Here is a 15,045-nt window from a genome sequence, read left to right as displayed (position 1 = left end):
TATCGTTTATTGATAATGATTATCATTATTTAAAGGGGGAATTTTTTTGAATACTATTGCTCTTGTAGGTAATCCAAATAGTGGAAAAACTACACTTTTTAATGCTCTAACTGGTTCCAATCAACATGTTGGTAACTGGCCTGGAGTTACTGTTGAAAAGAAAGAAGGAAAATTTAAATATAAAGGCAATCAATATAATGTTGTTGATTTACCCGGCACTTATAGTCTTGGGGCTTATTCAGAAGATGAAGTTGTTGCTCGTGATTATATACTTAAGGGAAATCCAGATGTTGTAATCAATGTAGTTGATGCCACTAATATCGAAAGAAATCTATATTTAACAACACAATTGATTGAAATGGGTACTAAAGTTGTTATAGCTCTTAATATGATGGACGAGGCTAAACAGAAAAATATTGAAATAGACTTGAAGAAACTATCACAAGAATTAGGAGTTCCAGTGATTCCCACCGTTGCCTCTAAGAACAAAGGTCTAGATACCTTAATTGAAGAATCTATTCAATATATTAATGAAAATGAAGATTCTAGATTGACATTTAGCTATGGTGAGGATATTGATAAAGAAATTGAGGACATAAGATCTATACTTGAAAGTTCAAGCTTAGAATATCCTACTAAGTGGATAGCTGTAAAACTTTTAGAAGGAGATCAAGAGATTTACAGGCTTATAGAGAATAAGGCTCCAGATCCAATTAAAGAAAGACTCATTTCTTTAGGAGAAAAGGCCACAGAGTATGAGTTAGAAATTGTAGATAAAAGATATGATTTTATTGGTAAAATCGTAAATAAATCTGTAAAAAAACCTTCTGGGATAATAGAGACTAGGACTGATAAAATAGATAAAATCATTACCCACAAATATTTAGGGCTTCCTATATTTGCTTTGATTATGTTTGTAATATTCCAGTTGACATTTGTCATTGGTGGTGATATCTTTGGTGGCTATGTAGCAACTATTATAGAAACTATTGGAGAATATGCAGTCAACCTATTAGCTATGATAGGCACTCCCGAGTGGTTACAATCCTTCTTTTCTGAAGGTATCTTTGGCGGAGTAGGTGCTGTCTTTGAATTTATACCTCTTATTACCGTATTATATTTCTTTATAGGTATATTAGAGGATACAGGTTATATGGCAAGAGCTGCCTATGTAATGGATGGCTTAATGAGATCACTTGGACTTCATGGTAAAACCTTTATTTCCATGATAGTAGGTTTTGGTTGTAATGTTCCTGGAGTCATGTCTACTAGAACTTTGGATAACAAAAAGGATAGGATGATTGCTCTACTCATTAACCCATTTATGTCTTGTGGAGCAAGGTTGCCCATTTATTTAGTATTTATTGCTGCATTCTTTCCTGAACATGGAGGAATTGTACTATTTTCTCTTTATGCTTTAGGTATAGTAGTGGCATTATTAGTAGGTAAGTTATTTTCAAAAACATTATTTAAAGGTGAATCTTCTCACTTTATTATGGAACTACCTCCTTATAGATTACCTATATTTAAATATGTTATAAGAGACATGTGGGATAAAGTATGGGATTTCTTGCATAGAGCTGGAACTATCATATTTGTAGTAGTTTCTCTTCTTTGGGTTCTATCGGTTTTACCTTTTGGAGTAGAGCCTTATAGCCAAGAAAGTATATTAGGTAAAATAGGTACTATTTTAGCACCAATATTTATACCTGCAGGATTTGGTACTTGGCAAGCTACGGTTAGTTTATTTGCTGGTATAGCAGCAAAGGAAGCTGTAGTAGCTATCTTAGGTATGGTTTATGCTGGTGTATCTGAGGGTTCTCAGTTAGTAGGTGCTTTACAAAATGTATTTACACCTCTTACTGCTATTTCATTTATGGTTATGACTCTTTTATACACTCCTTGTGCAGCAGTAATAGGTACTGTAAAACAGGAAACTAAATCTAATAAATGGGCTATATTTATGGCGATTTATCCTTTTGTTATAGGTTGGATAGCTGCTGTTATTATTTATCAGGTTGGTAGGTTATTAGGTTTTTAGGAGGAACTTTATGCTTAAAAATGTTTTGAAGGAAATATCTAGTTCTAAAGTGTTTTCTATTCCTCTAATTGCAAAAAATTTAAATATAACAGAAGCTTTAGTTGAGGAGACAGTGAAAGAATTATCTAGAATGGAATATATTATTGAAGATATGGGATCCCCTACCTGCGAAACAAAATGCAGCGGTTGTTCAATGAAATCTTTCTGTAATATAGTCCCAATAAAGACCATTAGTATAACAGATAAGGGGAAAAAGATATTAGAAAATATGTAGCTATTTAACTTCAATGAAATTATATAAATTTCATTGAAGTTTTTTATCTTTTATGTTTAAAATCAAATATCTGGGTATAATATTAATACATATATCACTAAAATATTTTATCAAATCACTTGACTAAAGTGCTGAAGTGGTATATAATTAAAATAAATAAAGCTTTAGTTACTTCCAGCCTAACTATTTAGAAGTTTGTTAGTAACAGCAGTAACGATTTAGTATTTGATTAGTATAGTATTAATGGTAAAAATTTGAGGATAATCGAATAAGTAATCCTTTAGTAAATGCAGAAAAAATATTCTGTATATTATCCAACCTTCAAAGATTGGAAGTGTAGAAGCGTAAAGAAGCTCCTACAAGAAAAACATTTAAATCTCATAAAGATTTTAGTAGTAGAAGTATAGTAAATGTTGTGGTAAGTTTTTTAACCCCTCATTAGTCCAAAGTTAAGGAGTGTATCAAAAGATTGAATTTAGCAATTGAACCAAATTGTTTAGGTTGGAGTAGCTGCAAAAAGCTTTATTTTAAATGATGGGTAGTTTCTAAAAATAAAAGAAATTACCCATCTATTATTTTTTGTTAATTTCCTTTATTGAATTTTTTCTGTTATAGGACTATAATTAGGGTAATATATACAAAAAGGAGACTACAAATGATAAGTTTGGATTGGAAAGAGAGAAAAAATCTTACTATGTTGGCAGATTTCTATGAATTCACTATGGCCAATGGATATCTAGAAAATGGTATGGAAAATCAGATTGCATATTTTGATATGTTCTTTAGAACTATACCAGATGATGGTGGATTTGCTATTATGGCTGGCGTTGAGCAACTAATAGAATATCTAAGAAATCTTAAATTTGATGAAGAAGATATTGCCTATTTTGAATCTAAAAAAATCTTCTCCGAAAATTTTATAAGCTATTTAAAAAATTTTAAGTTTGAATGCGATGTATGGGCTATTCCTGAAGGAACACCTATATTTCCTCAAGAACCTATAGTAGTTGTCAGAGGTCCAGTAGTGCAAGCTCAACTAATAGAAACTATGGTTCTCCTAACTATAAACCATCAGAGTTTAATTGCTACAAAGGCTAATAGAATAGTTAGGGCTGCTGATGGTAGAACTGTTATGGAATTTGGTTCTAGACGTGCTCAAGGTTATGAAGGGGCAATTTTAGGTGCTAGGGCTGCATATATTGGGGGCTGTATTGGAACTGCTAATACCATAGTAGATAGGGATTTTGATATCCCTGCATTAGGAACCATGGCTCATAGCTGGGTACAAATGTTTCCTACAGAATTAGATGCATTTAGGGCATATGCTAAGATTTATCCAAATAACTGTACTCTTCTAGTAGATACTTACAACACTTTAAAAGAAGGTATCCCTAATGCAATAAAGGTATTCAATGAAGAAATTTTACCATTGGGATTTAGACCAAAAGGCATTAGAATTGATAGTGGTGATATTGCTTATTTATCTAAAGAAGCTCGTAAAATGCTTGATGAAGCAGGATTTTCTGACTGCAATATTGTAGCATCTAGCTCTTTAGACGAGTATGTTATAAGAGATTTATTGATCCAAGGTGCAAAAATTGATTCCTTTGGAGTTGGTGAAAGACTTATAACAGCAAAATCTCAGCCAGTCTTTGGTGGTGTCTATAAACTAACCACAATAGAAAAAGACGGGAAGCTTATACCTAAGATAAAAGTTAGTGAAAATGTAGGTAAAATAACTACTCCAGGATTTAAACAAGTTTACAGATTGTTTGATAAGGCTACAAATAAAGCTATCGCTGATGTAATTACTTTACACAATGAAATCATCGATGAGACTAAACCTTATGAAATCTTCCATCCTCTATATACATGGAAGAGAAAAACATTGGAGAATTTTTATGTTAAGAAACTCTTAGTACAGATATTTGAAAATGGTCATTGCATTTATGAAAATCCAAATATTCATGATATAAGAACATATTGTAAAGAACAATTAGATTTGATGTGGGATGAAGTTAAAAGATTTGAAAGACCTCATAGATATTTTGTAGACTTATCTCAATCATTATGGGATATTAAAGATGAGTTACTAAAAAAACATAGGTAATGAAACATTAAGAGGGGACTCTTCTGCTGCAAATTTTGCCGCAATAGGATCTCCCTCTTATCTTATTCCTTACTATGCTTATCAGCAAGTAATGCATATAATGTTATCCATTTATTAGGCCTGCCAATTTTCCCAATCTTGAAATACGGTTTTGATAATGATTTATCGAGAAGATACCTGCCCTCATCATCCCTTTTACTTTCTAAGATTTTTCTAGCCTTTATATAACCTGCTCTATTTCCAGCTCCAAGAATTGCAAGTGCATATAGACTACTTTGTAATCCAATTTTTATAGGATCAAGGGGATAAAAAGTTCCTGCCATTTCGTTGACAACAAATCTTGTATTATCATCATGACGATATACTACATTACGATCTATAAAATAATCAACTAATTGACTATTCTGTGGTAAAATAACATCAATTTTTTTCAGCTCTGCTGCAAGTAAAAGATAGGACGCTGTAATTCGTATACAGCTTTTATGAGGTAGCTTAGGATCATTTATTTTTTTACTTTTACTTATACATCCAAAACCTCCATCAGATTTTTGCACAGAAAATGCTTTTGGAATTTCCTCTTTAACCATGGGATTATCATAATAGCCAAGGGCTACTAGATTGCGAAGGAGAAACCCTTCCCCGCATAGCATTTTAAAGCCTGTATTAGCTATAATACGCTCAACGTATTCATCAATTTTAACATCATATCTTGTTAACCCAAATTCTGCAAGTGCTGAAAAGGCATTATAGTCCTCCCATTTTTTATCAAGCTCAAACTTCATCATGATATTTGCAACAGCATCGGAGTTCATAAGTTTATCATATGCTGTTTTTACACATATATCATCCTTAGGCATATCCAATAACTCAACCATGGTACGATATTTTATTTCAGGTGTATCATCTTCGAGAAGCCAGCTAATAACATCATTCATTATAAATCCTCCTTGACATATAAAACATGTATATAATGATTATAATCTATAATACTTGACAACAGTATGTCATCTTTACTGAAACTAATTATAGTTATCTCAGGCTTAAATAAATACAGGACCAGAGTTATTAATTCATTTTATAGTATCGCAGATTCTTTGAAATAAAAAGTATCATTTTTGGTGCAACTTTCGCTTTCTTACATATAAGCTAGCTAAAACGGCCACCGCAAATGATACTTATTCCTTGTTATAGATTCTTATATAAGCTTTCCATTTCTTCTACAATATTTTTATCTGCATCTTTATTACCATAGCGACTGTCTATATATATCTTTCTAATTCCTTCAATTTTATCTTCAAATATCTCCTCAGCCTTTTCATTTATATCTAGAGAAGTGTCAGATTTCAATATTTGAATCTTCTTCTTATCTAGCTTTTCCAGATATCTTCTATAGTAATACCTTATTTGCTCATTTAATTCCCTTGGATACTTTTCTCTAGAAAATCTTTTTTTCTTTTTCCTAGGTTCTTTTATATATTCTCTTTCCTCTGTATATTCTAGGCCTTTGTAGCTTCTCTCTCCTACTTTGATGATCAGTTTATAAATTATATAGATTGTAGTTATAATCAGCAGGATGCCTATTACTTTTTGAACTAATGTATTACCCCATCTAACTGCATTCTTTTTTAAAGTCCGAGATGATTCATTAGTAGACTCTCCTAATAATTGTTCTAATACATCATTCCCATTCTCCATCATTTTTCCTTTTATATATTCCATGACTTTATTTAATATAGTTACCATAATGGTGATAGGATAATATAATATCTTCATTATTATCTCAATTAAAAATAAATATATTCCCTTAATTATAAGGAATATGGCGTTCCTTAACTTATCTAATGTAACTATGAAAGATGTAACAGATATCATCACTATATACCTTAAATTTACTTGATTTATTTTTTGCATATCCATACCAGTTGATATATGTCTAATTGACCTTACCAGTATAATTGTAGTCATCAAATATATTATAGCAAAAGGTATACTAATATTAATAAAATTGTAATATCCTTCATTTATCGTTAATATCAAAATACACGTTACTCCATATACTATATAAGTCTTTTTTAATTTATCTACATATTCACTATAACTGCCCTTCATAAATGATTTTGTTATGTAGGTATGAATAAGAAAAGCTGCTATAACTACAAAATAGATAGACTCCATATTATTATAGAATATCAACGGTGCTAATAAAAGCAAAGCAATAATTTGATATGTCTTTGACCGTCTATAAGTATAGGCAAATATAGTAGATACTGTAATTGACCAAATAAAGATTATAAATATTTCACTAATAGAGGCAAAGGGAAAAAATATTGTCAGTAAAGAGTATATAAACGACACTACGGACATTATTTCAAGCAAAATTATTCCTGTCATCTAATCACCCCTAAACCTAATTATATTCTTATTTAAATCTTCTAAATACCTATCATCCACAGATATGACCACTGTTTTATTTACAGTTTTCCCTAAGAAATTTATAGGCTCTATATAGGATTCTAGTATCTTTGGTGTAATAACTGCAACTGTAGTGTAATTTCCTTGTCTTCTGCTAATATTCTTTAAGGTCTCTTCAAAGGTAAATGATACTGTATAACTCATACTCCCTAGTATTTCAAGAAAATGATAAAGATGGTTAGCACCCAATCCTGGATGATAGAAATGACCTTTTATATAGTTAGAGCCAGCATTACATGCATTAGATGCCAATCCATAAGGAATCCTTAACTTTTCAAATTCTTCCATTACTGCCCTTGTAATAGATATGGCTTTCTCTATTCTATCATCATCTATTCCACGCCAATAGGGCTTCGCACTCTCAATATTTAAAACTATGAGAACACTGTTATCCGTAGTAAAATCAAAATTCTTAACCATCAGATTATTATACTTTGCAGATGATGGCCAGTGAATAAGTTTTTGTGGTTCATTTCCAGTATATTCTCTTATGCCAATGGTCATAAGAGGATCATCTATTATCCATCTCTTTACTGAAATATCGCCATTTAGAGATCCTATTGGAGAAATGCTTTCATTAATATCTATTTTTTTAGGAAATATTATTAGCTCTCTTTTTATTTCTATATCCTCATAGGATTTATTAAATCCAACAAAATCTCCTAACTCTAAATTCACATCCTTTATTCTATATAATCCTCTCTTTTCTCCAGATATCTTATAGGTTCTTTTCACCCTTTGATAAGGCATGATAAATAATGTGTATATATTTCCATCTATATTAAAGCCTTTTGGGAATTTTTCTTCTACACTAAGAAAGGAAATTGTTAGAGGTTTTTTATTTTCAATTATGGAAACAATTTCAATTTCTTCTCCTATTTCAAAAGTATTTTTCCCTACTTCCATTTTATACGTTAAATTCCTAAAACCATAGTATAAGGTTGCCTTATTAATTAAATAGGTAACACCAATTAGACCTATTAGAAACCAAATCATGGCTATACCTATATATTTTCTAAGGGAACTTCTACTGTTTCAACTATTCCCTTAACTAGTTCTAATGAATCTTCTATACTATTTATACCACGAGCAATTATCCTATGGTTTAATACACATGGAGCCATTGTCTTTATGTCTTCAGGTACTATATAGTCTCTTCCATTGATAGCAGCATAAGCTCTCGAAGCTTTAAATAAGGCTATCGAGCCTCTTGGGCTTACTCCTAGCTCAATCTCTTTCTTGTTTCTAGTTTCATTAACTATGTTTACTAGATAATCCATAACTTCATCTTGAATAGATACTTTAGATATCTCTGATAATATGTGATTTAATTCTTCATGATTAATTATTGGATCTATATTATCTAGGGGATCCCCTATGTTTTTCCTTATTATGATTTTTTCTTCTTCTTTTGTAGGATAACCTAATTTAATACGCATAAAAAATCTATCTAGTTGTGCCTCAGGAAGCGGAAATGTTCCAAAGGATTCTACAGGGTTTTGAGTAGCCAGCACCATAAATGGCATATGTAACTTTCGAGTCTCCCCATCAGCTGTAATTTGCTTTTCCTCCATAGCTTCTAGAAGAGATGATTGAGTCCTAGGTGTTGCTCTATTTATTTCATCTGTAAGGACTATATTGGAGAATAAAGGTCCTTCTCTAAACTCAAAATCTCCAGTTTTTTGATTGTAAAAATTAATTCCTGTGATGTCTGATGGCAACAAATCTGGTGTAAATTGGATTCTTTTAAAGGGTAAATCTAATGTCTTTGAGAATGCCTTTATCATCATAGTCTTTCCCATGCCTGGTATATCCTCTAAAAGAACATGTCCCCCTGAAAGAAATGATACTATAATCAGCTCTATCTCTTTTTCTTTGCCGATTATCACTTTTGATACATTATCTACTATTTTCTCTTTAAAATCAGTAAATCTTTGTAAGTTCATAAGCCTTCCCCCTTTTTTCTGAAAATTGTTTTTATACTATATATTTAGATTATACCTTATATTATAAAGATAAAACAAGGAAGAAAAAAGAACTCTTATGAGTTCTGATGTGCCCCCTATAAGTTAGACTTTGTAGCGTAGTAGTTTTGTGAACTGCTACGCTATTTTTTGTGCAGCCGAAAGCGCTAAATCCTGATAGGAAACCTCTGTAGTTAGATGCAACTCTACCACATGAAGCTTAAATTCGAAAGAGTAAGTTTGATTTTTTCGTTTTCTCATTAAGCCATCAGAACCAAATTCATTGTATGCAGAAACCTATTTTTGTAAGTCCCTCGTAGAAGAGATATTATATTTTTCAGATAGAAAAGCGAATCCGCCCTTTACAGCTAAATATTCTTGCACAACTTTCATCTTAAATTCATAACTATATTTTGACATTTAAAAACCGACCTCCCATCAGTTAGATTCCTAGATCTAACTTTTGGGGGTCGGTTCAGAACTTTCTATCCTTCTGGTAGTTTTATATTATCCTACTTACCCTTAACCCTCTTAAGTCTAAAGAAGTCTTCTCTTTCCTTTTCTTCCAATACTTCTTCAATATACTTAATCGTAGTAGTATATTTAGGGATTTGGATTTTATCTAGAGCGTTAGCTCTTTTTTGAGTCTTTTTTATTTCCATTGCTAATTTATATACCGAATTTTCTATTTCTGCTAAATCGTAAATAAGTTTTCTTATATCTGAAAAGTTTAATACTGCTTTGTCAAAAGCTGGATTTGTTCTGAAAAATCCATATTCCGTTGTAAGCTTAGTATCTTCCCTCTTTATCATGGGAACTTCTACTCCCATTACAGATTTAAATAATATATGGAAATCTTGTTCCTTCTCAATGGAGCCTGCTATCTCCTCTACAGATTCAGTACCCATGGTTATATTAGCTAATTTTAGAGCCTCATAGGCCTCTTTAAATTCAGTATCTATTTTCACTAGCTTTATCTATCAGAGACATCATTTCTCTTATGAGAACCGTTCTCTTTCTATCTAGTTTTAATGCTTAATGCCACTACCATTAAAGAACTGCTAATGGCAAAGAAGTAATTAATCTCATTTAATAAACCTAGTGCTATTAATGCATGGCATGTTGTTACTAAGGCTAATATAATATTTAACCATTTGTCTTCTTTTATATTGCTTTTATTTATAATCTCTTCATTTGCTATTCCATTTTTATGTACCATAGGTTTAGCAATATAGATTCTTATAGTAGAATAAATAATAAATAATATCCCTATAACTTCTTTCAGATTCTGGCTCAACAATTTTTCTAGTATTACTATTATTATGAAATTCAAACTAGTAATAAACAAACATCCTAGGTATGTCTTACTATGATATCCACTTATATTTCTCCTAAATAAAATCAATACACTTAAATAGATAATAACAGATACAGTTTGTCCCATAATCATTCCAATTAAAATTATAACTAAAGATGTTAGAATGCTAGTTTCTATTATTTTAATTCCATAAGAGATTACTTCAATCTCATCTTTATCTATTGTAGACTGAAAAATACAACTTCTAACAAATTGACTTACCACTTTAAATTCTAACCCTTTTCCTTTATAATGATTATAACAGATAAAATTTGAAATAGCTTGAATTTGAAATAAGTGGTCTTTTTTGAACTGAATGGTTATTTAGGGGGGATACCTATGTTCAGAATTGCCATTTGTGAGGATAATAGAGATTTTTCATTGGAGTTAGAATCAATTATTCAAAGAAAATTTTTTCACTATAATATAAAATGCCATATAGGCTGCTTTTACTCAGAAGAAGATATTCTTGATAATATGTTAAATTATGAGGGGAAATAGGGCATTATCTTTTTCGATGTAAAACTATCTAAATTAAATGAAATAGAAATCACACGTAAAATTAGAAAGTTAGACAATGATATCATTTTTATATTCATTACATGTTTTAATAAAAAGATATGTAAAGATTTATACTTGATAATATTTCATTTAATTAGAATAAGCCATTTCCAGAAAAAAATAGATTCCGTCCTTGATTCATTGATCAAAGGGATTAAATATTTAGCTGAAAAATACTTACTTCCTATAGATGATAACAATATTTATCTAACGTCCATCATATTATGCTTTTTAAGTATCGGGCAGACATGTGGTTATATGCATTATAAATACTACCTATATCTCAAACTATCATATTTTAGAAGATATTCCATATATTTTATCAGAAGAGAATTTTTTAAGATATATAAAGGAATTACGGTATTATATCCATATTAGCTTAGTTTAGAATTACTTCCTAAATTGAATTTCAATTTTACTGTTTTTAGCAATATTCTTATATAATATCAAGCTTTTTCAACGTATTATAACAATTATAATATATTAATCGTATCTGAATTATTGGTCCTTTTATTTGTATTAGAATTTTAGTTAATTCTACGGAAAACTCACATTTAGAATATTATTACTTCTTTTTAGTCCTGATTATTAAGTTTTTATCTACAAGGCCTTGTATTTGTAATGAAAAGATATAGACGACAAATCAAAAATATACTATCAATTAATAAGATTACCCAAAATCTAAACAGTACTTTTATTCCTATTATTTAAATAAATTAATTAATTATTTTTAATACTATAGGCAAAAAAGAAGGAGAAAATTTATCTATGTAGAATATATAATATAGGTAACAAGAATTTTATAATTAGAAATGAAGACGGGCAAGTAAACGAAAATTTGATAGATGAGGAGGTTAAAGAAAGTTAAAGAAGATTAAAAGAAATGATATAAATTATATGATTGAAAGATATGAGTAGAAGGTTGAATATAATAATATTTAGAAATTTAATTATAGGAGGGAGATTATTGTTAGGAAGAATAGGAATAGTTGAATATATAATAATATTAATTTCATTATGTATACTTATAGGGTTTGGCCTTTATCGTCTTATAATATTTAAAAAAAATAAAAATAAATAGAGAATGAAATGATTCCTGCTAAGTAGACAGTAGAAAAAATAAGGCTATGTAAATAATTTTGTGTATTATCATTCTTTGGCTAATAACTGGTTAAAAGATACAAATCGATAAAATATAGAGTTAAGTTGACTTTTTATTTATTAAATATCCTTTATACTATATTATTTCTAATGCTTTATAATAATATAGTTAATCTTATTCAATAGCACGATAAGGAGATGCTGGAGAAGCAACCTGAGTAGCTATTGGATTTGCCACAAGAACGGATAGTTATTGATTGTCCGTCTTCTTTTATCCGTTCCTAATAAAATCAATGTGATAAACCTTAGGAGTCCAGAAATCTAGCGTTCATTCTATACTACTTTACCTAATATTTTTTCAAAATAATACCTTCAACTAACTTACTACTAAATCACAGTTAGTATATGCTCTGTTCTATTTATTATTAACCTTCTCTGTTTCTAAGTATAGAATTTTTAAGGTAATTTTATCATTTAGAAATATTAATCTTGTTTTGATTACTTTTCTAAATTGACTGTGCAAGCTTTCTATTATATTTCATGTACAAGTTATCTTTCTGATATAGTATAGAAATGCCAAGATTATCCTATTTATCTTCCCAATCATTAATTACATTAGAATATTTATTTTCCACCTCTCCCCTATATTCTACAAGTTTTAATATGCTTTTCAATTTCATTTAAAGCTCGTCATACCTTATTCAAGTTAGCTACAGATTACTTCCTATCCTTGTATGAGATATATTTCATACTTACTCCCGTTTGGTAAATTATAAATCTTTTTATCTTAACAAATGGGTATGCTATGTCTATTGCTTCTTTGGGCCTATTAAATATTTGTACATAGAATACCAATACATCTTAAGCGCTTTTATCTTTTAAGTCATTTAATACTAATAGTAAAAATTTGCTATTTTCATTTGATCTAATCTATATCCCAAGAACTTATTTTTCTTTATCTATGCTTACATCCGATATCCCATAAGCCGCCTTTACTACAATTTGTTTATCTCCACATACCTTGTATCTATGAAAACAAATAAGTGGATACTCTGAATAGGTCTGTTCTGCCATTCTGTAACAATCGGGATAATCCTATTTGTTATATTAGATATAGCCTTAGTTGATATATCATCATATATCTTTTTATCTATTCAGATATATCCCTAGTAGCCATTCCTACAACATACCAAGTAGTGACAATAGCGTTGATATTTCTTTGATGTTTTGATACTCTTTTGAATTCGAATTCACCATTTCTACTTCTAATTCTTCCTTAGAAATTTTCAACATTAAATTACTCTACCTTATAATTTAATTGATTATTTGTCTCTTCCAATTATTAACCAAGAAGAATATGTATTGATTACACAATTTTTTTACAAACTCAAGTCTTATGTAGCAAATCATATCTTATGGTTGACGATATTTCTATATAGCTATAATTTTCAAGTATTCTCTGTATTCCAAAAGTATCATACAGTTCAGTAGTTTTTGATATCTATGACTATTGTAATAATCTATATAATTGATGGTTACTTGTTCTAGTTCGTCATGTGAGTTAAATTTCTTAAGGCAATACAGTTCAGATTTCAATATCCTCCAGAATTCTTCATTCGGATCATTATCTACACATTTTGATATCCTAAACATGTTTTGTATCATTCTTACATCATCCAGTTTCTTTTTAAATGCTTTTGGTGTGCGTTGAAATCCCCTATCACTATGGAAACATGGGCTGATGATATAACATATATTCCTACTAAAGAAGGCTCTCTATATCTTATGGCTTATATGTATGTATATACTAGTAAAGTTGTAGGCTAATGAATAAAAACATGAGAGAGTCATTAGTTATATATACCTTAGGATCAGCTCTATGGAATGAGTCAACTAATGCAGGTCTTATTATACATACAGATAGATTGTCTTAATTTATTAGTAAAAAATATCAGGCTAAGATTGGAAAACGTGGTATCATCTCCAGTATGAGCAATACTAGTAATCTTCATGATAATGCCATTATAGAACCCTTCAATAAATCATTAGAGACAGAAATGATGGACGATAACAAAGTTCTTACTATACGAGAAGAAGGTAAAAGGCTATATTTGAATATATAGAATTATTTTTTAATAGAAGGAGAAGGCATTCTAATCTTGGATATTTATCTCATTGAGAATATGAAAAACTGAACTTGATTAGGTAGACTATTTATCAAGTCTACCTAATCAAGTTCAGTCTAAAGCTTTTATTACTTTAACCATCTTTCACAACAGGATCATATCAGAATATTCTATTTGTTTTTAAATTCCATCATCTGTAAATACTATACTGGCAGTTCCAGGATATAATTCTACTCCTATTTCAGGATATGCATTGGCACCCCCTAATGTAGATCTTTTAAAATGAGCTTGAAAATCATGTGCATAAACTTCTTCTCCCCACGGTTCTGTTCTATAATATCCTCTACTAAACACTGTTTTTGCATATGACCATAAAACATCATGTGATTCTCCGCTAGTTCTAATATTTCTGACATTGTAAACTCTAGCGACCTCCCATGACCATGTAGCTTGTAATGTTATGGAAAACAGCCTAAGTCCTAAATATGAGTATACGGTATGAGTGAATGATTGTGTTTTTGAACCACTTAAACTAGCGGACTCCAGCTCTTCTATTTTGAATTCTTTTTTAATTAAATTATTTGATTTAATTTCTGCATAAACATGTGGAAATTCTTCTTTTATCTTACTTTCTAAGATATTGTCATTCCAAACTATCCTAGCACCATTTTTTTGCTGTAGTATTACTTCTCTCAAATTGTTTTCAGCAATCTTATATAATTCTTCATCGGATAATTTTCTAGTTTCTTTAATTGATATAGTTTTAATATTCTTTGTGTTAAAATTGTTTTGATCATCAATTTCTAAAACTGAATAAGCTGGCTCATGCATTAATCTATCTAATAATGTTAATTCCTTTTCCTCATACTCTGTCGCAACTCCAATAGTTGGTATTAAAATTAATATTGCTGATAGTATACTTAACATTTTTATTCTTTTCAAGAATAAAACCTCCTTTAATTATACAATTTGATTAACAAACAGATAAAATACTTTTTCAAATACCTAATCTTGATAAAAAGTAAAGCTTTATATTTAT

15 protein-coding genes are annotated in these 15,045 nt (G+C 29.9%); 5 read left to right on the top strand and 10 right to left on the bottom strand.

The features are described from left to right. The first annotated feature begins 46 nt into the window (after positions 1-46). From feoB to KQI38_RS16740, 3 genes are all read left to right on the top strand, one after another. Positions 47-2,041 carry a ferrous iron transport protein B gene (gene feoB, locus KQI38_RS16750; protein WP_216561412.1) on the top strand — a complete coding sequence of 665 codons (1,995 nt, stop codon included), beginning with the start codon at positions 47-49 and terminating at the stop codon, positions 2,039-2,041. Between the two features lie 10 nt (positions 2,042-2,051). Next, complete coding sequence (locus KQI38_RS16745; RefSeq protein WP_216561410.1) at positions 2,052-2,315, top strand: hypothetical protein; 264 nt, start codon at positions 2,052-2,054, stop codon at positions 2,313-2,315. A 655-nt stretch (positions 2,316-2,970) separates the two neighbouring features. After that, positions 2,971-4,425, top strand: a complete 1,455-nt coding sequence (locus KQI38_RS16740; protein WP_094898809.1) for a nicotinate phosphoribosyltransferase — start codon at positions 2,971-2,973, stop codon at positions 4,423-4,425. Between the two features lie 62 nt (positions 4,426-4,487). On the opposite strand, the gene KQI38_RS16735 is transcribed toward KQI38_RS16740, so the two are convergent. The 7 genes from KQI38_RS16735 to KQI38_RS16710 all read right to left on the bottom strand — a co-directional run bounded on the left by KQI38_RS16735 (position 4,488) and on the right by KQI38_RS16710 (position 10,443). Beyond that, entirely contained in the window at positions 4,488-5,360 is an 873-nt protein-coding gene (locus KQI38_RS16735; protein WP_094898808.1) for a hypothetical protein, read from the bottom strand. A gap of 250 nt (positions 5,361-5,610) precedes the next feature. Continuing rightward, on the bottom strand, positions 5,611-6,816 hold the full coding sequence (locus KQI38_RS16730) for a hypothetical protein (RefSeq protein ID WP_216561408.1): 1,206 nt from the start codon (positions 6,814-6,816) through the stop codon (positions 5,611-5,613). Continuing rightward, positions 6,817-7,893: a DUF58 domain-containing protein gene (locus KQI38_RS16725; protein WP_216561405.1), complete on the bottom strand. Its 1,077-nt coding sequence runs from the start codon at positions 7,891-7,893 to the stop codon at positions 6,817-6,819. A gap of 8 nt (positions 7,894-7,901) precedes the next feature. Next, positions 7,902-8,843 carry an AAA family ATPase gene (locus tag KQI38_RS16720; RefSeq protein WP_216561403.1) on the bottom strand — a complete coding sequence of 314 codons (942 nt, stop codon included), beginning with the start codon at positions 8,841-8,843 and terminating at the stop codon, positions 7,902-7,904. Positions 8,844-9,158: 315 nt separating this feature from the next. Continuing rightward, positions 9,159-9,281, bottom strand: a complete 123-nt coding sequence (locus KQI38_RS22450; RefSeq protein ID WP_276515600.1) for a hypothetical protein — start codon at positions 9,279-9,281, stop codon at positions 9,159-9,161. A gap of 92 nt (positions 9,282-9,373) precedes the next feature. Continuing rightward, positions 9,374-9,829 carry a V-type ATP synthase subunit D gene (locus KQI38_RS16715; protein ID WP_308525285.1) on the bottom strand — a complete coding sequence of 152 codons (456 nt, stop codon included), beginning with the start codon at positions 9,827-9,829 and terminating at the stop codon, positions 9,374-9,376. Between the two features lie 50 nt (positions 9,830-9,879). Next, positions 9,880-10,443 (bottom strand): accessory gene regulator B family protein, encoded by a 564-nt coding sequence (locus KQI38_RS16710; protein ID WP_216561402.1) that lies wholly within the window; start codon positions 10,441-10,443, stop codon positions 9,880-9,882. Positions 10,444-10,557: 114 nt separating this feature from the next. Between KQI38_RS16710 and KQI38_RS16705 the strand changes: the two genes are divergently transcribed. After that, positions 10,558-10,719, top strand: a complete 162-nt coding sequence (locus KQI38_RS16705) for a hypothetical protein (protein WP_216561400.1) — start codon at positions 10,558-10,560, stop codon at positions 10,717-10,719. Between the two features lie 2,156 nt (positions 10,720-12,875). On the opposite strand, the gene KQI38_RS22875 is transcribed toward KQI38_RS16705, so the two are convergent. After that, complete coding sequence (locus tag KQI38_RS22875; RefSeq protein ID WP_374041668.1) at positions 12,876-12,965, bottom strand: hypothetical protein; 90 nt, start codon at positions 12,963-12,965, stop codon at positions 12,876-12,878. 346 nt (positions 12,966-13,311) lie between these two features. Next, positions 13,312-13,545 carry an IS3 family transposase gene (locus tag KQI38_RS16695; protein WP_216561398.1) on the bottom strand — a complete coding sequence of 78 codons (234 nt, stop codon included), beginning with the start codon at positions 13,543-13,545 and terminating at the stop codon, positions 13,312-13,314. A gap of 323 nt (positions 13,546-13,868) precedes the next feature. Here KQI38_RS16695 and KQI38_RS22440 point away from each other — a divergent pair, with 323 nt between their 5' ends. Further along, positions 13,869-14,003: a hypothetical protein gene (locus KQI38_RS22440; RefSeq protein WP_276515598.1), complete on the top strand. Its 135-nt coding sequence runs from the start codon at positions 13,869-13,871 to the stop codon at positions 14,001-14,003. Positions 14,004-14,186: 183 nt separating this feature from the next. Here KQI38_RS22440 and KQI38_RS16690 read toward each other — a convergent pair whose 3' ends face one another. Continuing rightward, complete coding sequence (locus KQI38_RS16690; protein WP_216561395.1) at positions 14,187-14,948, bottom strand: hypothetical protein; 762 nt, start codon at positions 14,946-14,948, stop codon at positions 14,187-14,189. Positions 14,949-15,045 lie beyond the last annotated feature (97 nt).

This window comes from Tissierella carlieri (assembly GCF_018917285.1).
GTDB classification, from domain to species: domain Bacteria; phylum Bacillota; class Clostridia; order Tissierellales; family Tissierellaceae; genus Tissierella; species Tissierella carlieri.
The sequence above is the reverse complement of the archived record's forward strand: the minus strand, read 5'-3'. Positions and strand labels throughout refer to the sequence as shown.